Origin of the sequence: Shewanella inventionis (assembly GCF_014641855.1) — a bacterium.
GTDB classification, from domain to species: Bacteria; Pseudomonadota; Gammaproteobacteria; order Enterobacterales; family Shewanellaceae; genus Shewanella; species Shewanella inventionis.
In genome coordinates this window covers 76489-97874 of the sequence record NZ_BMII01000004.1, presented here as the reverse complement: position 1 = coordinate 97874, position 21386 = coordinate 76489, and the positions used below count along the sequence as shown (strand labels likewise).

At 42.6% G+C, this 21386-nt stretch carries 13 protein-coding genes, 2 tRNA genes, 1 pseudogene and 1 riboswitch; of the genes and pseudogenes, 13 read left to right on the top strand and 3 right to left on the bottom strand.

Going from position 1 to position 21386, the window contains the following annotated elements:
* Positions 1-65: 65 nt before the first annotated feature.
* The 4 genes from dnaQ to IEW93_RS03425 all read left to right on the top strand — a co-directional run bounded on the left by dnaQ (position 66) and on the right by IEW93_RS03425 (position 2513).
* Positions 66-794, top strand: a complete 729-nt coding sequence (gene dnaQ, locus IEW93_RS03440) for a DNA polymerase III subunit epsilon (RefSeq protein WP_188736938.1) — start codon at positions 66-68, stop codon at positions 792-794.
* Between the two features lie 10 nt (positions 795-804).
* Positions 805-2142: a TIGR03503 family protein gene (locus IEW93_RS03435; RefSeq protein ID WP_188736935.1), complete on the top strand. Its 1338-nt coding sequence runs from the start codon at positions 805-807 to the stop codon at positions 2140-2142.
* A gap of 140 nt (positions 2143-2282) precedes the next feature.
* Positions 2283-2359: transfer RNA gene (locus tag IEW93_RS03430), tRNA-Asp, on the top strand.
* A 77-nt stretch (positions 2360-2436) separates the two neighbouring features.
* A tRNA-Asp gene (locus IEW93_RS03425) sits at positions 2437-2513 on the top strand.
* 761 nt (positions 2514-3274) lie between these two features.
* Here the strand turns inward: IEW93_RS03425 and IEW93_RS03420 are convergent.
* Positions 3275-5332 (bottom strand): TonB-dependent receptor, encoded by a 2058-nt coding sequence (locus tag IEW93_RS03420; protein ID WP_229706592.1) that lies wholly within the window; start codon positions 5330-5332, stop codon positions 3275-3277.
* 330 nt (positions 5333-5662) lie between these two features.
* Positions 5663-5762, top strand: a riboswitch (TPP riboswitch).
* A gap of 199 nt (positions 5763-5961) precedes the next feature.
* Here IEW93_RS03420 and thiC point away from each other — a divergent pair.
* The 9 genes and pseudogenes from thiC (at position 5962) to ltrA (ending at position 16887) form a co-directional block, all read left to right on the top strand.
* Complete coding sequence (gene thiC / locus IEW93_RS03415; protein WP_188736931.1) at positions 5962-7953, top strand: phosphomethylpyrimidine synthase ThiC; 1992 nt, start codon at positions 5962-5964, stop codon at positions 7951-7953.
* Complete coding sequence (locus tag IEW93_RS03410; RefSeq protein WP_188736929.1) at positions 7950-9581, top strand: bifunctional hydroxymethylpyrimidine kinase/phosphomethylpyrimidine kinase; 1632 nt, start codon at positions 7950-7952, stop codon at positions 9579-9581. Before thiC ends, IEW93_RS03410 begins: the two co-directional genes overlap by 4 nt.
* Positions 9578-10378, top strand: coding sequence for a HesA/MoeB/ThiF family protein (locus IEW93_RS03405; protein ID WP_188736927.1), 801 nt, complete (start codon positions 9578-9580; stop codon positions 10376-10378). The genes IEW93_RS03410 and IEW93_RS03405 overlap by 4 nt, the downstream gene beginning before the upstream one ends.
* On the top strand, positions 10365-10592 hold the full coding sequence (thiS, locus tag IEW93_RS03400; protein WP_188736925.1) for a sulfur carrier protein ThiS: 228 nt from the start codon (positions 10365-10367) through the stop codon (positions 10590-10592). The genes IEW93_RS03405 and thiS overlap by 14 nt, the downstream gene beginning before the upstream one ends.
* A 1-nt stretch (position 10593) precedes the next feature.
* Positions 10594-11364, top strand: coding sequence for a thiazole synthase (locus IEW93_RS03395; protein WP_188736923.1), 771 nt, complete (start codon positions 10594-10596; stop codon positions 11362-11364).
* The gene (gene thiH / locus IEW93_RS03390; RefSeq protein ID WP_188736921.1) at positions 11361-12479 is read left to right on the top strand and encodes a 2-iminoacetate synthase ThiH; all 1119 of its coding nucleotides are present in this window, start codon (positions 11361-11363) and stop codon (positions 12477-12479) included. Before IEW93_RS03395 ends, thiH begins: the two co-directional genes overlap by 4 nt.
* A 104-nt stretch (positions 12480-12583) precedes the next feature.
* Positions 12584-12859 (top strand): chemotaxis protein, encoded by a 276-nt coding sequence (locus IEW93_RS03385; RefSeq protein ID WP_188737082.1) that lies wholly within the window; start codon positions 12584-12586, stop codon positions 12857-12859.
* A 2-nt stretch (positions 12860-12861) separates the two neighbouring features.
* Positions 12862-13830 (top strand): annotated as a pseudogene (locus tag IEW93_RS03380) (putative metalloprotease CJM1_0395 family protein); the annotation flags it as partial.
* A gap of 1710 nt (positions 13831-15540) precedes the next feature.
* Positions 15541-16887 (top strand): group II intron reverse transcriptase/maturase, encoded by a 1347-nt coding sequence (gene ltrA, locus IEW93_RS03375; RefSeq protein ID WP_188736916.1) that lies wholly within the window; start codon positions 15541-15543, stop codon positions 16885-16887.
* Between the two features lie 93 nt (positions 16888-16980).
* Here ltrA and IEW93_RS03370 read toward each other — a convergent pair whose 3' ends face one another.
* Both IEW93_RS03370 and IEW93_RS03365 read right to left on the bottom strand, forming a co-directional pair.
* On the bottom strand, positions 16981-18222 hold the full coding sequence (locus tag IEW93_RS03370) for a lysozyme inhibitor LprI family protein (protein WP_188736915.1): 1242 nt from the start codon (positions 18220-18222) through the stop codon (positions 16981-16983).
* 2236 nt (positions 18223-20458) lie between these two features.
* Positions 20459-21346, bottom strand: coding sequence for a LysR family transcriptional regulator (locus tag IEW93_RS03365; RefSeq protein ID WP_188736913.1), 888 nt, complete (start codon positions 21344-21346; stop codon positions 20459-20461).
* Between the last annotated feature and the right edge of the window lie 40 nt (positions 21347-21386).

The following is a 21386-nucleotide window of genomic DNA, read 5'->3' as shown; positions in this document are numbered from 1 at the left end:
ATAGCAAAATATTCACGCCAGTATACTTAATTTAGTTAGGGGCGAGGGCTTAAAGAGTAAAAATTATGAACATTATTTCAAGTGCGAGTCGCCAAGTTATTCTCGATACCGAAACAACAGGTATGAATCAGGCTGGTGGTCCAGTTTATATAGGCCATAGAATTATAGAAATTGGTTGTGTTGAAGTGATTAACCGCCGATTAACGGGACGCACTTACCATCAGTATATCAATCCGGGCCAAGCTATTGATGAAGAAGCCATTCAGGTGCATGGTATTACTAATGAGCGTGTTGCACATGAACCTAGGTTTCATCAAATCGCTCAAGATTTCATAGACTTCATTGATGGTGCTGAAATTGTTGCACACAACGCAAGCTTCGACGTTAGCTTTATGGATCATGAGTTTTCTAAGCTCAATCCTGTCGGGCCTAAAACCAAAGATATTTGCTCTATTTTAGACAGTTTAGCCATTGCCAAGCGCTTGCATCCAGGGCAAAAAAATAACCTTGATGCTTTGTGTAAGCGTTACGGTATCGATAATAGTCGTAGAACCTATCACGGAGCATTGCTAGATGCTGAAATTCTAGCTGATGTATACTTAATTATGACGGGTGGACAAATTAAGTTTAATTTGTCTAATGAAAAGGCCGGTCAAGAAGCGGGTGGGATAAAAAAAATCGACACAGCAGCGTTTAATCTTAAAGTAGTTGGGGCTACGGCCGATGAATTAGTATTACACGAACAACGACTTGACCTCATTGCCAAGTCTGGAAAATGTCTTTGGAGAGGGTAATCCCACCTTTATGATTGTTAGCCTTTCACGTCACATTACCTTAGTTGTTTTATTATTACTAAGCCCGATTATGGCTTGGCAATCGAGTGCATTGGCGGCCCCCGTTAAGGCTTCACTTGCCGCTGAGCTTAAAAATCGATTTCGTATTGATTATATGGTGGAAAGCTTAACGTTAGTGATACAGCGCGATTATGGTTCTGCGCCAGTGGTTGTGGTGTTACCTGATGGAAGCAAATGGTATTCAACACGTCATCCGCAAAATGTAAAATGGGTTGATGGCATTTCTGCAGACATGATCCAAATAGAAAACCCCATGCCAGGTCCTTGGCAGTTACTTGGGCAAGTAACTGAAGGCTCAACTATTCAAAAAATCTCTAAACTCGACATTGAAGTACAACCCTTGCCACAACCACTGTTTCAGGGTGAGCGTCTTAAGATCACAGCCAGATTGCTGGGCGACAATTTAACCATGAGAATGCCAGGCTTAGAATACATGGTTGAATGGACTTCGCGTTTTACCAGTCAACATATTGCTGGAGATGATAATTTTGCCACAGGCACCATTATTGTTGGGGCTTATAAAGACAATGGTGAAGAATTAGATGAAGCGCCTGATGATGGAATATTTACCGGCGCCCAAAATCTTGAACAACCCACAGGTCACTATACGTTGACCGTCACAGCACGCAACAACGTGTTTGAGCGTGAATATGTGATGCCATTTAAGTTATCGAAACAGCCTATTACCGCTGAAATGGTGCCCAATAATGATCCACTAAAGGGTATCTGGCAGATACAGTTAACCGTAGATGAAAGCCAAGTTTTACTTGCAGAAACTCATTTTGAGTTTGAACTTGTCGGCCCAGCAGGTTTACAGGTACCTATTTCATTGCAAAACATGACCAGTGCAGAACAGATATTGTATTTACCTAAAGTGACTGAATATGGGAGTTACCGAGTCAAAGGCAGTGTTGTTTCCACTACTGTAGAAGGGCGAGAAATTGTACTTCATTTGCCTGAGATGTTTTTTAATTTAATTGAGCCGCCCAAGCCAGGACCAACTGCTGAAGAACTTGCTGAGCAAGCTGCCGAACAAGCCGCAATAGAAGAGCAAATAGCTAAAGATAATGCTATTTTTTGGATTATTGTGGTCAATGGTGTGTTATTTATTGTCGGCATTATTGGGATTGTGGTGTGGCGTAAGCGTCAAACATTAGCTAAAGCAATGGCCGCAGCTGAAGAACGCTTAAAACAAAATCCGCCAAAAGAACAAAAGGCTGAGCCAAGTCAACTTGAAAGCTTAGATTTAGATGACATCGATTTAACTATGCCTGACGATAAACATTAATCTTCTCTGTGTTATCAGATTAATGTTTGAATTTTGTACTAAAAACTAATTTCTGTTTGTTTTTTAGCTAATCGAGTCAAAACAATTAAAAAACAGTTGACGATTAATTATCACAACTTTATTATTCATCGCACTTGAGTGGAGCGGTAGTTCAGTTGGTTAGAATACCGGCCTGTCACGCCGGGGGTCGCGGGTTCGAGTCCCGTCCGCTCCGCCAATCAAGTAACTGTTTGCACTTAATAAAATAGATAATTGAAAAGTTGTTATTTTTATTAAGTGTATACAAACCGTTTTGGAGCGGTAGTTCAGTTGGTTAGAATACCGGCCTGTCACGCCGGGGGTCGCGGGTTCGAGTCCCGTCCGCTCCGCCAAATAACGAAGCCTTTACAGAAATGTAAGGGCTTTTTTATTTATTCTTTTAGCTCGATAGATAGTTAGATATTTAGATATTTAGATAGCTCGATAGCTCGATAGCTCGATAGCTCGATAGCTAGGTGGAAGATAACAGAGCGTCGCGGGTTCACTATTACAACATCAGCGTCCGCTGTGCCAAATAACGAAGCCTTTACAGAAATGTAAGGGCTTTTTTATTTATTCCTTTAGCTCGATAGATAGTTAGTTAGATAGCTCGATAGCTAGGTGGAAGATAACAGAGCGTCGCGGGTTCACTCTTACAACATCAGCGTCCGCTACGCCAAATAACGAAGCCTTTACAGAAATGTAAGGGCTTTTTTATTTATTCTTTTAGCTCGATAGATAGTTAGTTAGATAGTTAGATATTTAGATAGCTCGATAGCTAGGTGGAAGATAACAGAGCGTCGCGGGTTCACTTTTACAACATCAGCGTCCGCTGTGCCAAATAACGAAGCCTTTACAGAAATGTAAGGGCTTTTTTATTGGTCTTTTTTATTTATTCTTTTAGCTCGATAGCTAGGTGGAAGATAGCAGAGCGTCGTGGGTTCACTCTTACAACATCAGCGTCCGCTGTGCCAAATAACGAAGCCTCTACATTGTTGTAGAGGCTTTTTATATTGCTGATATGACACGACTAGTGTTATAAGTTTTCGTCAGCCTTTAATAAGGTTAGGCTGTCATTCACTTGCCATTTTAAAACTGAATTACAGTGTGTTGGCTAAAATTTATAGCTGACACTAAGGTCGATAGATCGCCCTGTACCTGCCATTTGTTCAAATCCTTGAGTGTTATCTTGTTTATAGTTGGCAATACTGACCCCGCCAAGAGGCAGTTGATAGTAATGGTCAAGTAGATTATTGATTGCAGCTGTCATGGTGACGTTTTGCCATTCAATCGTGCTGGTAAAGTTAATCAGAGAATAACTGCCAGTAACGTTTTCGAGGCGATTGTTGTCAACTCGCTCTTTGGTTGCAACCCATTGCCAGCTTAAGCTGTTTTTCCAATGTCCCAATTGATGGGCAATGGCTAACTCTGTTTGTAATGGCTTAATTTGATACAAAGGGGTATGGGTATCGTTTCGCTCACCATGAGTGGCGCTGATATTGGATGTGATTGTCCAGTTGCCATCGTCTTTTTCAGTTAACTGATAGCTGATATCCATTCTCGCGCCAAATAATGCGGCGTCGACATTATTAAATTCTAATATGTTGCGTGTGTGATTATTAGATGGGGTGAAGCTACTGATAACATCGGCATCAATATAGTCTGTTATGTCGCTATACCAGGTTGTGGCAGAGGCTGAATAATCCTCTGTTGTAAGAGTGTAACCTACACTTATTGTGTGGGCGGTTTCTTCTACTAAATCTGGGTTCCCTACATAGCCGTTGCCATCGCCATACCAGCCTATCATGGTTGTTGCCATTGTGCTTTGGCCCCAACTGTAACGTTCATACAAATTAGGTGCTCGACTTTTTCGCGCTAGTCCTAATTCAATGGTTTCGTTATGATTTAGTTGATATTTAACCAACCAGGTCGCATCTATTATTTGATCGTCTCGTTGTCTATTAAGTTGATTAAATTCGTTGGCGGCTAGGGCATTAACATTTGTCATTCCCATCATACTCATGGTGTTGTAGGCTTGCACATCACCGGCGCGAGTAGATACGTACTCGTAACGCACCCCAGCAGACATCCACCATTGGTTGTTGAAGGACTGTTGCCATTCTCCATACACGGCCGCGCGCTTACGCTGACCATCGTTAATATTGATATAGTCGTTAGGGCCCATCATGGTAGAACCTTCAATGGCTGGCCAGCTATCGTTAAGTTGGTACAGGTAGTATTCTTGTCCGAGCAATAGTGTGCGGTTGTTGCTAAGAGGTAATTGCCAATGTAGCTGATAGCTAAAATCATTACCTGAGGTTTGCATTGGCATCATGCCGGTTTTTTCTGCGGTAAAAAATCCCATTTCATGTTCGACACTGTGCCAATTGGCTTGAGCGCTAAATAGGCCATCATTTTCTAGGGTTTGTTGATATCTAAGTAATGCGCCAAAACTGTCGTTATTGGTCATGTCCATATACTGATTAGCAAACCCTTGGAACGGGATGTGTTGGTGAGTTAGTTTAAGGGCTACTTGTTGTGTTTCATCTTGCCATGCCGCGATAAGTGCATGGTTTTGAGCTTGATAAAGCGTGTCGAGAACCTTATGGCCATTACCGTCTGTATAGCTGTTTGCATCCTCATAGGCGCCTTGGTAGCTCAAACTGATGTTTTTACTGGCCATTTGTGTGTTGATACTTGCCAGCAGTGTGTCACTTGCGCTGCGATACCCGGCAGACACATTGCCATTTTGCCAGCTTAGTTGCTCAGTTTGGTTAAACTCCGGGTTTAAGCTTGTGACATTAATAACACCTGCAATATTATCTCCGCCAGCACTGACTGGCGACACGCCTGCTATCACTTCTGTTAAAGTGATTTGGTTTGCCGCTGTATATGACAGTGGTGGGTTCATGTGATTCGCGCATGATGATGTGATGTCACCGCCATCAATCGATACTTTAATGCGGTCGCCCATCAAACCATTCAAAATGGGCAAAGCAGATACGCCTCCTGCCTGTGAAAAATCAACGCCTTGTTTTGACAGTAACTTATCAGCTGAGTTTACTACATCTTTATTTGTTGTTTGTTGTCCGTGAACTTCAAGGTGCTCAATGTCTGAATCTATAATGATATTAGCTTGTTCGGCCAAGGCATTTGGCGATATGAGCACCATGATTGCGAAAGCGATTGGTGAGTAAGTTAGGTGTGTACGGTTATTAGCATAAACAGTTTGCTGGCTTTTATTTATCAAGATTATCACCGAATCATTTTTAGGATGAATAATTTTCATCGATTTATAAGTTGTTAATTAATTATAACTTGCTAATAAATAGATGGAATGCGACAAATTGCCGCACCTGGTAACGCTATGGTGAATCTTTAGGATGACTGTAGGTGATAGGTGTGGCTGAGCATTGACGGTATATATTTCAATTTTCTATCGTTTAACGATGTGATGTGAGATAGGGCTTGTTTTTACCCTCAAAGCTTGCTTATACTGCGTGACATCTTGTCGGAGTGCCATTATGGCTGAGACCGTTTATTCGGGATCCGTTGAACCTGATCAGGCTAGAACCTGCGAAGGAAACAAGCGTAATAATCATGATTTTAGAAGATGATTAATGTGAGATAAATCGGTAAGTTAACCTTTAATTCCTAGTATTGTTGGTTATCAAGGTTTTTACACAGCTTTTTCATTTTTTAATTGGTTATTGACGTAAACAACAGCAAGCATTTTGTTGTTTACTTCTGCTATCAACACCCTCCAGACAAGCAACTCTACTTATATTTATGAGGTTGCTAATGTCGCAAACATCACGTCGCCAAACACGAGCTAATGCTCAGCAATTTATTGATACCTTAAAACCACTGCAACATCCGAACTCTGAAAAAGTCTACTTATCGGGTAGCCGTGCAGATATTAATGTCTCAATGAGGGAAATAACTCAAACCGATACAATCATTGGCGGTACAGATGAACAGCCAATCACACAAGGTAACCCTCCTATCATGGTATATGACTGCGCAGGTGCTTATTCTGATCCCAATGCTGAGATTAATGTACGCAACGGTTTACCCAAAATTCGCCAAGCATGGATTGATGAACGCCAAGATACAGAACTACTTGATGGAGCAAGTTCAAGGTTTACCCAGCAACGATTAGCTGATGACGGCCTAGATCATCTGCGATTTGATGTGCTTAACGCTCCACGCAGAGCAAAGCTTGGACAGTGTGTTACACAAATGCATTACGCTCGAAAAGGCATTATTACCCCAGAAATGGAATACATTGCCATTAGAGAAAACATGGCTCGTGAAACTGTTACAGACAGTGTACTCACACAACAATCTCCTGGAGAGGCCTTTGGCGCTCAAATAGGGCTACGCATCACTCCAGAGTTTGTCCGTGATGAAGTGGCGCGAGGCAGGGCGATTATCCCGCTTAATATTAATCATCCTGAAGCGGAGCCCATGATCATTGGCCGAAATTTTTTGGTTAAAGTGAACGCCAATATTGGCAACTCTGCAGTGACTTCATCAATTGAAGAAGAAGTTGAAAAACTGGTTTGGTCAACCCGCTGGGGCGCCGATACGGTTATGGATTTATCGACGGGGCGCTATATTCATGAAACCCGTGAGTGGATCATTCGTAATTCGCCTGTGCCAATCGGTACGGTACCGATTTATCAAGCACTTGAGAAAGTGAATGGCGTTGCAGAAGCACTTAATTGGGATATTTTTCGAGACACGCTTATTGAACAGGCCGAACAAGGGGTAGATTACTTTACGATACATGCAGGAGTGTTGTTGCGTTATGTGCCAATGACGGCAAAACGCTTGACAGGTATTGTGTCTAGGGGTGGTTCAATTATGGCTAAGTGGTGTTTAAGCCACCATAAAGAAAGCTTTTTATACGAGCATTTTCGCGATATTTGTCAAATCTGTGCTCAATATGATGTCTCCTTGTCATTGGGCGACGGTATGCGTCCAGGATCAATCGCAGATGCGAATGATGAAGCTCAATTTGCAGAACTTGAAACCCTAGGTGAACTGGTCAAAATAGCATGGGAATATGACGTTCAAACCATTATTGAAGGCCCAGGGCATGTGCCAATGCAGCTCATCAAAATCAATATGGAAAAACAGTTAGCACACTGTGATGAAGCTCCTTTTTACACTCTAGGCCCACAAACAACCGATATTGCACCGGGTTACGATCATTTTACCTCGGGTATTGGTGCGGCAATGATGGCTTGGTATGGCGTAGCAATGTTGTGTTACGTTACGCCAAAAGAACACCTGGGTTTACCCAATAAAGAAGATGTAAAACAAGGCTTAATTGCTTATAAAATTGCAGCTCATGCCGCTGATGTTGCAAAAGGACATCCAGGTGCGCAAATACGCGATAATGCCTTATCTAAAGCGCGCTTTGAGTTTCGCTGGCAAGACCAATACAACCTTGGTCTAGATCCTGACACCGCTCGTGCTTATCACGATGAATCCTTGCCGCAAGAATCTGCTAAAGTCGCGCATTTTTGCTCCATGTGCGGTCCTAAATTTTGCTCAATGAAAATCACTCAAGAAGTGCGTGAATATGCCAGTTTGCTTGATGGTGCAAAAGCGCAAGCCATTTCAGTGGTGTCAGCTAATGCCTATCAGAATGACGCGATGGCACAAAAGTCTGCTGAATTTAAAGCAACTGGCTCGTCGCTTTATCATGAGGTGACTCAGCGCAGTAAGTCTAGTATGAGTGATGTGTCATTTTCTGGCTTGGCAAAAGAGGTTCAATCATGACATCAACTATATTGAATAAACCCCATAGCAGTAACCCCATTGTGTGGAGTATAGCGGGTTCAGACAGTGGTGGCGGCGCGGGTATTCAGGCTGATTTGTTAACGATGAATGATTTGGGTTGCCATGGCTGTAGTGTTGTTACCAGCATTACAGCTCAAAACTCAGTGAGCGTAGATCTTGTTGAACCTATTTCGGCCAAAATGTTGTTGGCGCAATTAGCTACCTTATGGGCAGATCTGCCTCCAGTTGCCATCAAAATTGGCCTACTAGCCAATCAACAGCAAGTTGATGTTATTACGAGCTGGCTTAGTGCACTCAAACAACAAAATCTATTACCTGTTGTGGTGCTAGATCCTGTCATGGTTGCCAGTAGTGGTGATGTATTTAATCAAATTGATTTTACGCCATTTTCAGGGCTTATTAGTGTTCTTACCCCCAATCAACATGAGTTATTTCGTTTATGCTCAGCGGTAACGATAACTAAACCTTCACCAAGTCACGATGATGATGAACATAACATGGTTTTGGCGGCACAATGGTTAGCGACAGCATACCAATGCCAGGTCGTTGCCAAAGGCGGTGATGCACCATGGCAAGGCAATAAAGCAATGGATGTGTATGTGACAAAACGTGTGTTTGGGGCAAGTCCTTATCATGACAATCAGGTGTTTACGTTAACAAGTCCAAGAGTTGCAACGGTTAATCATCATGGTAGTGGTTGCACATTGTCGTCGGCTATTGCCAGTTTCAGCGCCCATGGTTTTGTGGTTCATGATGCAGTTGTACTTGCAAAAGCCTATGTCACTAAAGGGCTTCAAAACAGCTATGTAGTCGGTCAAGGGCCAGGAGTGTTGGCGCGAACAGCTTGGCCAACAGACTTAGCCTTAATGCCACATATTGGCCATTATCACCAACATAATATTACACATAACAAGCGAGCATTCGCTGCGTTAAGTGGGCCTCTGGGTGTTTACCCTGTGCTTGACTCTTTAGCGCAAATCAAAGCGGTTTTAAGTGCGGGCTGTAAAACGGTTCAATTTCGCCGCAAATTAACTGACGCAAACGATGAGTTAGCGATTGAGCAGCTAGAAACTGATATTAAAGCAGCCATACACTTAGCCAGAGAGTGTAATGCTCAATTATTCGTTAATGACCATTGGCAATTGGCGCTAAAACACCATGCATTTGGTGTGCACTTAGGCCAAGAAGATCTTGCTGATGCCAATCTCACTGCGCTTGCAGAGGCCGGAATGGCCTTAGGGATCTCCAGCCATAGTTATTTTGAGGCATTGCTGGCTCATCAATGTTCGCCATCATACATTGCATTTGGCCATATTTACCCAACAACCACAAAGCAAATGCCTTCAAAACCCCAGGGGATCGCTAAGTTGTCACGCTATGTGAGTCTTTTGGGCCGAGATTATCCTACCGTCGCCATTGGTGGAATTGATAAAGCCTGCCTTAGCGATGTGGCTCAAAGCGAGGTCGGTGACGTTGCTGTGGTGAGGGCGATAACTCAGGCTGCGCATCCTGCACAAGCCTATCGAGAGTTGCATCATGTATGGTTGCAACTCACGCGACGTCGCCACACATGCACTCCTTCAGCCTTGATTAAGGAGGCGGTATGAATACCTTATCAGCTCGGCAATATATGCAGTATTCAAGCAACATATTATTGCACGATATTGGAGAGGCAGGGCAGCTCGCCATAATGAATAGTCACGTTGTTATTGTGGGGCTGGGTGGCCTCGGGCAATTGGTTGCACAGTATCTTGCTGCCGCTGGAGTTAAATCAATGACCTTAATTGACAACGACGTTGTAGCCTTGTCAAACCTACCTAGACAGCTACTTTATGTTGATTCTGATCTTGGTGAGCTAAAAGTTAATGTCGCCAAACGCGCCTTAGCTAAGGCTAATTCAAATATCAAGTTAACTGTGTTTGCTCACCGACTAACCCATCAACATCTTGACGTTTGGGCAAGGCGCTTAATGACAGCCGCAGTGGTGTTTGACTGCACAGATAACATTGAAACAAGACAGCTAATTAATCAGATTTGCGTTGCTCACAAACTCACGCTAGTGAGTGGGGCGATAAGTGCATATCAAGGACAGGTGTTTTGTATCGATTTTAATCATAACCAATGCGGTTGTTATCGTTGTTTGTACCCGGCAGATATTCACCTTGCTCAACATTGCGCTCAACAAGGGGTGTTAGGCCCTGCTGTAGGTGTAGTCGCGAGTTTACAAGCTTTGTTTGGTGTGCAGCATATCACCAATACTTTTAAGGCTTATGGCAAGCTACATCGGTTCGATGCGCAAGCTTTTGTCTGGCAAAGCGCACAAATGGTTCGAGATCCAGATTGTGAGGTTTGCACGGCTACACAACAACATTTAGCCCGGGAGAATCACGATGATAACAGCTAATACTCAGTCTTTTTTACGGGTAGAAATTAATGGCACGAACGAAACACTCCCAGCTAAAATCTGTTTATCTGAATTATTGATATTAAAAAACATATGCCCTAACTCGGTCGCCATAGTGGTTAATGACGCTGTGGTTCCTAAAAGTCGCTGGTCCCATGTGCTATGCCAATCACATGACAGAATTAGCCTATTTTCTGCTGTGGCTGGGGGTTAGTATGTTAACTATAGCCGATCATCAATTTTCATCCAGATTGTTTACCGGAACCGGTAAATTTAGCCACCAAGATATTATGTTAGCGGCGCTTGCCAGCTCAGGTTCGCAACTGGTAACACTTGCAATGAAGCGCATTGATTTACACCTTGAACACGATAATTTACTGACACCGCTTCAACGTTCTGGGGTTAAGCTGTTGCCAAATACAGCCGGTGCACGAAATGCTAAAGAAGCTGTGTTGGCAGCTCAAATAGCATACGAATTGTTAGGAACCAAATGGGTAAAACTTGAAATTCATCCCGATCCTAAATACCTCATGCCAGATCCTGTCGAAACGCTATTGGCTGCTCAAACCTTATGTGAGCAAGGCTATACAGTGTTGCCATATGTGCATGCTGATCCTGTTTTGTGTCGGCGCTTAGAAGATGTTGGCTGTGCTGCATTAATGCCTCTTGGCAGCCCAATTGGCAGTAATCAAGGCCTGGCGACAGAGACTTTTTTGCACATCATCATTGAGCAAGCAAAAGTGCCTGTTATTGTTGACGCAGGTATTGGTTCACCGTCACAAGCGTGCCGTGCGATGGAAATGGGCGCAGATGCTGTGTTAGTAAACACCGCGATTGCAAGCAGTGCCCAACCCCAAAAAATGGCACATTGTTTTGCTCAGGCTGTTATTGCTGGTAGGCAAGCTTTTGAGGCCGGACTTGGTGCTGTTAATCAACAAGCCTATGCAACAAGTCCACTAACGGGTTTTTTAGGGGAAAGTAGATGAGCACATTTGCAGATACTTTTTTTAAATTGAACCCTGATTCATTATCGCTACGTTTATATTCAGCAACCGCAACAGATGTGGAGCGCGCATTACGAAACCCCGCTGGGGATTTAAGCAGTTTAATGGCGCTATTATCACCGGCAGCCATGGCTTACCTTGAGCCTATGGCGCAGCAGGCTGCTGCAATAACAAGGCAGCGATTTGGGGCCAATGTGGGGTTGTTTGTCCCGTTATATGTTTCCAATTTATGTGCCAATGAATGTGATTATTGCGGCTTTAGTATGAGCAATAAAGTCAAACGTAAGACATTAAATCAAGATGAGTTAATTCAAGAAATAGCCATTATCAAAGCCAGAGGTTTTGACTCGGTGTTGTTAGTTTCTGGCGAGCATGAAACCAAGGTTGGCCCGAGTTATTTTGAAGCTATCATGCCTATGGTGAAAGCTCATTTTAATCATGTGGCAATTGAGATCCAGCCTCTTGAAACCCCAGAATATCAACGCTTGGCAAAACTAGGTGTCGATGCGGTTATGGTTTACCAGGAAACCTATCGTACACAGACCTATGCCAAACATCACACCAGAGGTAAAAAGCAAGATTTTATTAATCGTTTAACCACTCCAGATCGGGTTGCCAAAGCCGGTATTGATAAAATTGGCTTAGGCGTCCTTTTAGGGTTAGATGATTGGCGCTTAGATGCGTTACTAATGGCACATCATTTAGATTACCTTGAAAAAAACTACTGGCGATGCCGCTACAGCATATCGTTACCCAGGTTACGGCCTTGCACCGGTGGGATTAAGCCTAAAGTTGAGCTCAGTGATGCAGGCCTTGTGCAAATGATCTGTGCCTTTCGATTATTTAACCCCCAGTTAGAAATCAGTCTATCAACACGTGAATTACCCCATTTACGAGATAATTTATTGCCTTTAGGCATTACACATATCAGTGCGGGTAGCTCAACACAGCCCGGTGGATATCAACACCCACAGACTGAACTTGATCAATTTGAAATTAGTGATGAACGCTCTGTTGACCAGGTGGTTTTAGCGCTAAAACACCGGGGTTTCAATCCATTATGGAAAGACTGGGAAGGGGCTTGGTTAACCAGTTAAGCGGATCAATTTTGCTGTTTAAAAACTGTACATTTTGGGTGGTTTAAGCAATAATAAATACGTAATTTATTTTTAGGTTTACGATTTACATCAGGAGCCAAATGATGCAAGTACAATCAGCGTATGCTTCAGGAATGCAGGGATTGCAAAGTGCACAACAAGGTTTAGCGCAAGCAACCACGTCAGTTGCCACACCTGATGAACAAAAACCAGCCGTACCACAAGACACTGTGACGTTGAGCTCGCAAGCAGTATCACAAAGTAATACTGCTACGGCTTTAATATCGGCGACTGAATCGGTCAATCAAGCACAAGCCTCAACTAAGGTGATTGAGGCGGCTTCTGAGTCTATTGGCAGCTTGATTGATATCGAAGTGTAACCATGAACGCGGCAATCGTTTCCGCAACTACATCTAACGTCAGTCCTTCTATTCAACAGGGCAGAGGGAGTTATTCTTCTGCTACTGTTGTTTCTAAGTCATCAAACCTTCAATCAACCACTGTTGTATCTTCTACATTAACGACTCATTCTCAACCCGCTGCTCAATTACTTGGGCAGCAGGTTTCTGTTGCGTCAGTTGATGGTGGCAAGTCGGCAATGGCGGTTGATAATGTAAATCTCACCGGCAGTTTTAGTCTAAAAAGTGGTCCAATGACAATTGCCGCAGTGTTACAACAACCTGGGCAGGGGAGCACTGTTAATAATAGACTCACTAACATAAATGCCACCGCAATAAAGGAGTATCAACCCGTCACGCAGGCCGCAAAAAGTTTGTCTCAAGTCAATTCAGAGCTACCTACCTTATTTGGCGAGCCTAACCAAAGTGTTGTTGAGCAAGCTACGCCACAGGCTGTCAGTGACATTGATAATGCACAAGCTGTTGTCGATGAACAAGCAGACACTCAGGATGAGCAAAAAAACACTGACCAACGTGAGCAAGTTAGTAAGCAAATAGAGCAAAAACAGCAACTAATTGAACAAGCCGAAGCCCAGCAAATAGCTGAATTGGCTAAACGTGATTCTGAAGTAAAAACTCATGAGCAAGCCCATGCCGCAGTGGGGGGAAGTTATGCGCAAAGCCCTCGGTATGAGTATGAAAAGGGGCCCGATGGAAGGCGTTACGCTGTCGACGGTGAGGTGAGTATCGATGTGTCAATTGTTTCTGGCGATCCACAAGCAACGATAAACAAAATGCAAAAGGTGTATGCAGCGGCTATGGCACCTGTTCAGCCTTCAATGGCTGATATTCGTGTTGCGGCTCAAGCATTGCAAAATATGAATGAGGCAAAACAAGCCTTAGCGGTAGAGCGTCAAGAGTCGGTAATGAGTATTGAAGATAGCGAGCAATTAACCCAATTAGGGAATGTGTTTAATCGTGCAGAAAACAGTGACCCATTAGCACCTTTTATGAAAGATTCATCTAAAACGTCAGATAATCAATTAGAAGCAATAACCCTTGCCGCGAGCCAATCAAGGCTAACTGCCAATAAAAGTGTTGATTCACTGCTTAGATCGTCTGCAGCGGGTTCAGTGAATGAGTTACACAGTTCAACATCAGGTTCAGGGCAAAAAATGTTCAGCCAAAACATCAATGCTGAACGTTACAATCCTTATCAAAATCAACAGGCAATTTTTAACAGCAATCAATCAGGCAGCAATGAACTATCACTTTTTGTTTAAGTTGTTCAATTTAACCGAGCTTAGTTGTTACCGCGTGTCGTCTCGTTAATATTTCGATTCTTTTTGTGCAAGTGAGTTGTTTAAGTGAGTTGAATACTAATAAAAACTTACAGGCTTGATACTCATTAAGCACTTTTTAACCTGATGTTCGAGCGTAATAAAGATTTGAAAATATCATGGTTCCAATTAAATTTTTTTATAAAATTTAACTCACACTATTTGTGACAAAGGCATGTTAGCTACTTTCTCATGGTCCTAACTCTCACACCGTCCCAACTATCACACCATGCCAACTATCACGCCGTCATAGTAAGGCTTTTGAGCCTGATCCCAGGTGTCATGTTTGCTTTGAACTTTTGTGCAGGATTTACTGTGTGTGGTTTTGTTTTACCAATAGGTATCGATACTCAATGAAATCACTTCTATGACACGTGGTAAACCCATCCCTGGGCGCTCTGCGAAAACATCCATGTTTTCGAAGGTCATAGCCGCGATGACATCCGCCGTATGGGTATCTTCGATTTAACCTTGTTTGTGTTTGAACGATCTAAGGTATTTTTTGACAAAGCTTGGTAGCTAGTTTCTCGTCGTCTTAACTCAAATATCGCCCCAACTCACACGTCGTCCCGGTAATGCTTTTGAGCCGGGATCCAGGTGTTTTGCTTTGTTTTGTGGTTATTTACTTATGGTCTACGGCCACTAACGTCGTGGCGCTTCGCCTGCACCAGTACATGAGTAGTCAACTAAAGTAGGGTACTATTTTAGATGGTATCTAATTCAAAAAACTAGGGTGTTAGGCAACGATACTCACTGAAATCACTTCTATGACACGCGGTAAACCCATCCATGGGCGCTCTGCGAAAACATCCATGTTTTTGAAGGTCATAGCCGCGATTACATCCGCCGTATGGGTATCTTCGATTTAAACTTTTTTGTGTTTGTAATTGAAATATCATACGAATTTCTGGATGTAAATTAGATCAAGGGACAAGTATTGAAGTGTTTTTATAAAAGTTTACCCTGACCCCACTAAATTCCATGACCCCACTAAATTCCAAGACGACGAAACCACGTGATCTAATGGCCACCGTAAATGATGCAGCAGTGCAAAGAAAGTTCATGTTCCTTCTCTACCAATAAAGAGTGGGGAGATCTGCTTAACACGCGATCGGTCATTAACCAGTAAGGCTCTGGTTTATAAGTGCCTTGGCTTTTCAGCACCATCGACTGAAAAGAGCGAACTAGATGGAAACCGATAGCGCATGACGGGGTAACTTGGCATGTGATTAAGCAGAAGTCAGCAGACGGCATAGTAGCCCAACGCCCAGCGTAATGGTTGGGACATGGAGAAGGCCTGAACATTTAGAAGAAGGAGGAGTCTTGTCAAACTTGTCGATACCCACTACGTCGCCAGACGATTACTATCGGCAGCGTATTGATATGCAACCGGCCTTCAACCGCGATCTATTTCAACAACTGCTCGAACCTGAAAATCTACACCGAGCTTGGCGTCAAGTTAAAGCCAATAAAGGTGCGGCGGGCATTGATGGCATGACCATCGAAGCCTTCCCGCTCTGGATGCAACAAGGCGGCTGGCAACTGTGTAAATCTCAATTAGAGCGAGGTGAATACCAACCCTCAGCGGTCAGGCGGGTGGAGATCGACAAACCCGATGGCGGTAAACGCAAATTGGGGATCCCTAACGTCATTGACCGTGTGATACAGCAAGCTATTGCTCAAATACTCACGCCACTGTTTGACCCATTCTTCTCGACTAACAGCTTTGGCTTTAGGCCGAACAGAAATGCCAAACAAGCGGTACTGCAAGTAAGGGATATCATCAAACAGAAACGCAAATTTGCCGTCGATGTTGATCTGTCTAAGTTCTTTGACCGAGTTAATCATGATCTCTTGATGACTCTACTTGGGAGCAAGGTACAGGATAAGCGTCTGTTGGCGCTTATTGGTAAGTACCTTCGAGCAGGTGTGATGGTCAATGGCCAATTTGAAGCAAGCTTTGAAGGTGTGCCTCAAGGCGACCCACTCTCGCCATTACTCTCTAACATTATGTTGGATAGTCTAGATAAAGAGCTGGAAAGCCGAGGGCATAAATTCGCCCGCTACGCGGACGATTTTATCATTTTGGTAAAGTCTATTCGAGCGGGAGAACGGGTACTCAAGAGCATTACTCAATACCTTGCCACTAAACTAAAACTGGTTGTTAATGAACAGAAAAGCCAAGTGGTTAAGGTAGGTCAAAGTAAGTTCCTAGGTTTCACATTTAACCGAGGGAAAATCCAGTGGCATGCTAAAACATTACACATTTTCAAACAAAAGATGAGACGGCTGACGAACCGAAATTGGGGCGTGAGTATGGATTATCAGCTGTTTAAAGTGCGTCAATACATGCAAGGCTGGATCAATTACTTTGGCATTGCCAATGCTTATCAAGGGTGTGTCGATTTAGACCATTGGATCCGACGGCGTATTCGTATGTGCTACTGGCGTCAGTGGCGAAAACCACGGACTAAGGTACAAAACTTACTTAAACGTGGCGTCAGGATCCAAGCCGCTGTTGCTTGTGGTATCACAAGTAAAGGCCCTTGGCGTAGCTCTAAAACACCGGGGATACAGCAAGCACTGAGTAATGAGTATCTGAAGAAAGCAGGATTATATTCACTAAGAGATGGATGGATGGCAGTTCATTATCCTAACCAGAAAGTTTAGTTAGGGGTTCTAAATGAACCGCCCTGTGCGGAGCCGCATGCAGGGTGGTGTGGGGGCTGGAGGTTAGATACCTCCGGCTACCCGATTATGCGTTTAATATTTGCACAGTGAGCCATGGCATTTCATTGTATTGAAGTCGTACAAGTTGCTATGACCTAAATTCCCCTCAGGAAAAGGCACGCCATTCTCTAAAAAGAAATTGGTTCTATGAGCACCAAATAAGCCGGCCGGAATTCTCACTTCTTTAAGAATTACATATCCTGTAGCAGAAAATTTCGGTCTGTATCTCGACTCTAGATTCCCCCCTGAAACAGGCGGTAAATCTTCTTTGAGGATATTAAATTTTAATTTTGCCCATCTATCACTGTCTTCCTTTGTTGCTTTTCGCATAAAACCTTCCGAAACTAGCTGTTCTAATCCTTTTTTGCCTGCAAGCGGTAATGATGGATCAATATGGCGCTTAATGGCATTTCCTGAATTAGTATAAAATTCGGTTTTAGTATTAAAAGCTTCGCCAAAACCAAGTTTACCTTTTTGAGCAAAAGTAACTAAGGTTACCTTCTTATCAAACAAACGTTTTGAAAGTGGGTTTAATTTATTAAGTGATTTATCGGAAATATAGAAGTTACTTTTACAATTTGGGGTTTGCCTAGAACTACTTGTGATGACAGGAACATTATTTGGTAAGCCAGTAACTACTTGCCTATGATAACCTGATGCATAGACAGCTGATATTTTTGTTTTTTCTGTCCATTTTATATCCCAAATTGATGGTTCATAAGCTCCTAATATTAAGGCTACTGGAGCATCGGGAGAGTTTACTGCCACATTAAACTTTGTCGTTTGATGGCCGCTTTGGTCAATTTGTACATTAACTTTGTAGCCACTGTAAGCACCTCCAGCATAAACAATTAAGTTTGGCGGAAATGTAACATCTGAAAAACTACACTTTTTTTCAACTTTAAAACTTTCAAGTTTAGGTTCATGTGAAAATTTTGCGCTTACTTTGTTTATTTTTTCAATTGGTAAACTAAGCTCCTCAATTCTCGACGCATAAGTAGTTACTAAGCAATTAATATTACTTTCACATCTTCTATTTCTATCCCTTAACCAAGCACGTTGATGACTAATTTTAACAGTTTTATCTGCTTCACTTAGTTCTTTCAATCGTAAAAAATATAATTTAGATAATTGTTCATCTAGCGTATTAAGAGCGGTATTTGAACATATGGTTTTTTCAGTCATGTTTAATTTTGCTGAACAATCAAAACTTGCCGCTTGAGTCTTTGCCGAAAAAGCTAATAACAACAATAGATTTAGAATAAGAAACTTCATTTGTAACAACTTCCCTGATGTAATGAATATACGCATAACAGCTTATTGAAGGGCAATAAAAATTAAAGTCGGCCGTTCAAGTTATTGATTATTAACATCCTACATTTACTATCTTCTTGATGTAAAGCAGTTTTATTTAACTCTACTGACAAATAAAAACGAGGTTGCGCGTTAAAAGTGGCCCTACGCAGGGTAACCGCATGAGTGTACATTTTTTGCTCAGAATTAATATTTTCAATATAGAATCACTTCCAATCATTCATGAAGTGATAGTATGCCGAACAAATGTAGTTTGATAAATAAACTCAACTTGTTCATAAAACGTTCGCGATCTCGCCCTGTGGCCCTACGATTCCGCAGTAAATAAAAACCGATTAATTTCAATGTTTTACAGTGTAAGGAATTGTTTATCGTACTACTTTAGTTTACTTACTAGCCGATTTAACTAAAAAAAACTTAAAACCATTACAACTTTTTTGTTTACAGTACACACAACATTAAGGTGAGGAATATGGCTTACACAGATATTTATCCGATATTTTTAAGTCAGTTAAGATGCGGTTTAACGCTGTATGCTGCGACACGACGTGAGTGGCCGTAGGCTATGAATACTAAACGACCAAACAACCAAACAACAAAAGCTAACACCTGGATCCTGGCTCTAAAACATTGCCGGGACTACGAGCGGGTTGCAACAGGCCTTTTGACCCGACAAGAATTTAGTTGAATAATGGGAAAGTAATTAATAAACAATAGTTTATGTTTTTTGTTTTTGGGAAATGAATTTTTATTTCTTTAAAAATGCCTAAATTCAACTCCGAAATTGAGGCCGTTGAAGAAAATGACGTGAGCTAGCCATGGATGGCGAGCTAGCTTTAGAGGGGAAGGGACGCCCCATCTGAAGCGTTAGCATTTTCGAATAAGGCTGAAGAACACCGAAACGCGGTCAAAAGCTGGATTCAACCACGTCGCGAAATTATCGCTTTTCAGATAATTTTGATGTGGCGGCTGGGAGATCCAAGAGGGAATAGCCGTTGGTTTCCTCTTGGTCTGGTGGGCGAAGCGCCACGACGCTAGTGGCCGCAGGCCATAAGTACAAAAGTACAAAAGTACAAAAGTACAAAAGTACAAAAGTACAAAAGTACAAGCAAACACCTGGATCCCGGCTCAAAAGCATTGCCGGGAAGACGAGAAAATAGCTAACAAGCTTCTATCCCAAAATACGTTAGATCTTTCAATTTCAAATAAGGTTGAATCGAAGATAACTATACGGCGGATGTAATCGCGGCTATGACCTTCGAAAACATGGATGTTTTCGCAGAGCGCCCATGGATGGGTTTACCGCGTGTCATAGAAGTGATTTCATTTGAGTATCGTTGCCTAACACCTTAATTTAGCCTGATTTGAGTTTTTATAAATTTCCATCCAAAAATGCGTTAGATAGCATCTAAAGTAGCGGCTTACTTTCATTGGACACTCCTACTCTGGTGTGGGTGAAGCGCCACGTCGCTAGTGGCCGCAGGCCATAAGTACTAAAGTAGAAGCAAACACCTGGATCCCGGCTTAAAAGCGTTGCCGGGACGACGACAAAGTAGCTAACGAGCTTCTATTCAGAAATGCGTTAGTTCTTCCAATTTCAAATAAGGTTGAATCGAAGATACCCAGACGGCGGATGTCATCGCGGCTATGACCTTCGAAAACATGGATGTTTTCGCAGAGCGCCCATGGATGGGTTTACCGCGTGTCATAGAAGTGATTTCATTGAGTATCGTTGCCTAACACCTCAATTTAGCCTGATTTGAATTTTTATAAATTTTCCATCCAAAAATGCGTTAGATAGCATCTAAAGTAGCGGCTTACTTTCATTGGACACTCTTACTCTGGTGGGCGAAGCGACACGACGTTAGTGGCCGCAAGCCATAGGTCGAAAGCAAACACCTGGATCCCGGCTTAAAAGCATTGCCGGGACGACGATTAATAAATCTTAATTGAATCAGAGTAAAATTTAATCCAACTCCGGAGTCAGCGAGGCGCCATGACGTTAGTGGCCGTAGGCCATAAGTATAAACAAGCACCTGGTTCCCGACTTAAAAGCATTGCCGGGACGACGAGAAAGTCAACGTAGTTAGCATGATAACGGACTGTTTCAATGGCGTTTGTAATCCATAATTTAGATTACTTAACCTCAACTCTGGTTAAGAGCTGTTTGAAATACATTTATTATCCAGAGCTGAGGTTATTTAGCGTGCTGCTTTAAAATAAGTTCCTCAAGTAATTTAGACGCCGGCCCTTGTTGATCACGATTAGGGATCACTAGGTTTAAAATTGTTTTACGTTGAGAGCTTCCACGTAAATGTAAGCGGGTTAGTTGTTTATTCATTAGTTCGTGCTCAACGATAAAGCTTGGCATCCAACAAAAACCAATGTTTTTCGCTAAGATCGCTTTTGCTTCATGGAAGTTTGACACTGTCCATCGTTGCTCGGCTTTTAGCCAACCGATTTCATTTGTGGATTTGACCCCAGTGTCTTTGATGACGATTTGTAAATGTTGCGCTAACTGTTTGTCATCTTCAATAACATCAAGTTGCGCAAGGGGATGCTCAGGATGACATACCAGTTCAAACACTGCGTCACATAAGGGTTCAGCAATATGACCCTTGGGTGGTGTGGCGCAAATAGCTAAATCAACTTGGTTATTTTGAATGAGTTCGTTAGTACCAGTGAGCACTGTGTCTAGAACCGTCACTCTTGTGCCGCGACTTTGTGGCAAAAATGCATTGAGTGCTTCAACTAATGTATCGATGGGGTAAACGATTTCACGTGCGATAGTTAAATTAGGCTCCCATCCTTGACCTAAGTTTGTTGCAAGTTGTTCAAGTTCTTCAACAGATTGAGTTAAATGACGAGACCGGCGTAACAACACTTCGCCTTGCTCTGTGAGATAGGCTTTTCGACCTCTTACCTCAAGTAAGTTAATGCCCAATTGGTGCTGTAGTTTTGCAACAGCATGATTAAGTGATGATTGGCTTTTATTAAGTTGCTCAGCTGCTTGAGCATAACCACCAAAATCAACGACCGCTTGCACGATGCGCCATTGTTCTAAGGTTGATTTTGCACGGCTCATATTTTGACCTGTTCAATTAACAATGAATTATTTTGACACA

What these genes read in the sequence shown, in the direction of transcription:
- dnaQ (WP_188736938.1), top strand. Translation starts at nt 66, where the DNA reads ATGAACATTATTTCAAGTGCGAGTCGCCAAGTTATTCTCGATACCGAA.
- IEW93_RS03435 (WP_188736935.1), top strand. Translation starts at nt 805, where the DNA reads ATGATTGTTAGCCTTTCACGTCACATTACCTTAGTTGTTTTATTATTA.
- IEW93_RS03420 (WP_229706592.1), bottom strand. Translation starts at nt 5,332, where the DNA reads ATGGTGCTCATATCGCCAAATGCCTTGGCCGAACAAGCTAATATCATT.
- thiC (WP_188736931.1), top strand. Translation starts at nt 5,962, where the DNA reads ATGTCGCAAACATCACGTCGCCAAACACGAGCTAATGCTCAGCAATTT.
- IEW93_RS03410 (WP_188736929.1), top strand. Translation starts at nt 7,950, where the DNA reads ATGACATCAACTATATTGAATAAACCCCATAGCAGTAACCCCATTGTG.
- IEW93_RS03405 (WP_188736927.1), top strand. Translation starts at nt 9,578, where the DNA reads ATGAATACCTTATCAGCTCGGCAATATATGCAGTATTCAAGCAACATA.
- thiS (WP_188736925.1), top strand. Translation starts at nt 10,365, where the DNA reads ATGATAACAGCTAATACTCAGTCTTTTTTACGGGTAGAAATTAATGGC.
- IEW93_RS03395 (WP_188736923.1), top strand. Translation starts at nt 10,594, where the DNA reads ATGTTAACTATAGCCGATCATCAATTTTCATCCAGATTGTTTACCGGA.
- thiH (WP_188736921.1), top strand. Translation starts at nt 11,361, where the DNA reads ATGAGCACATTTGCAGATACTTTTTTTAAATTGAACCCTGATTCATTA.
- IEW93_RS03385 (WP_188737082.1), top strand. Translation starts at nt 12,584, where the DNA reads ATGCAAGTACAATCAGCGTATGCTTCAGGAATGCAGGGATTGCAAAGT.
- IEW93_RS03370 (WP_188736915.1), bottom strand. Translation starts at nt 18,222, where the DNA reads ATGAAGTTTCTTATTCTAAATCTATTGTTGTTATTAGCTTTTTCGGCA.
- IEW93_RS03365 (WP_188736913.1), bottom strand. Translation starts at nt 21,346, where the DNA reads ATGAGCCGTGCAAAATCAACCTTAGAACAATGGCGCATCGTGCAAGCG.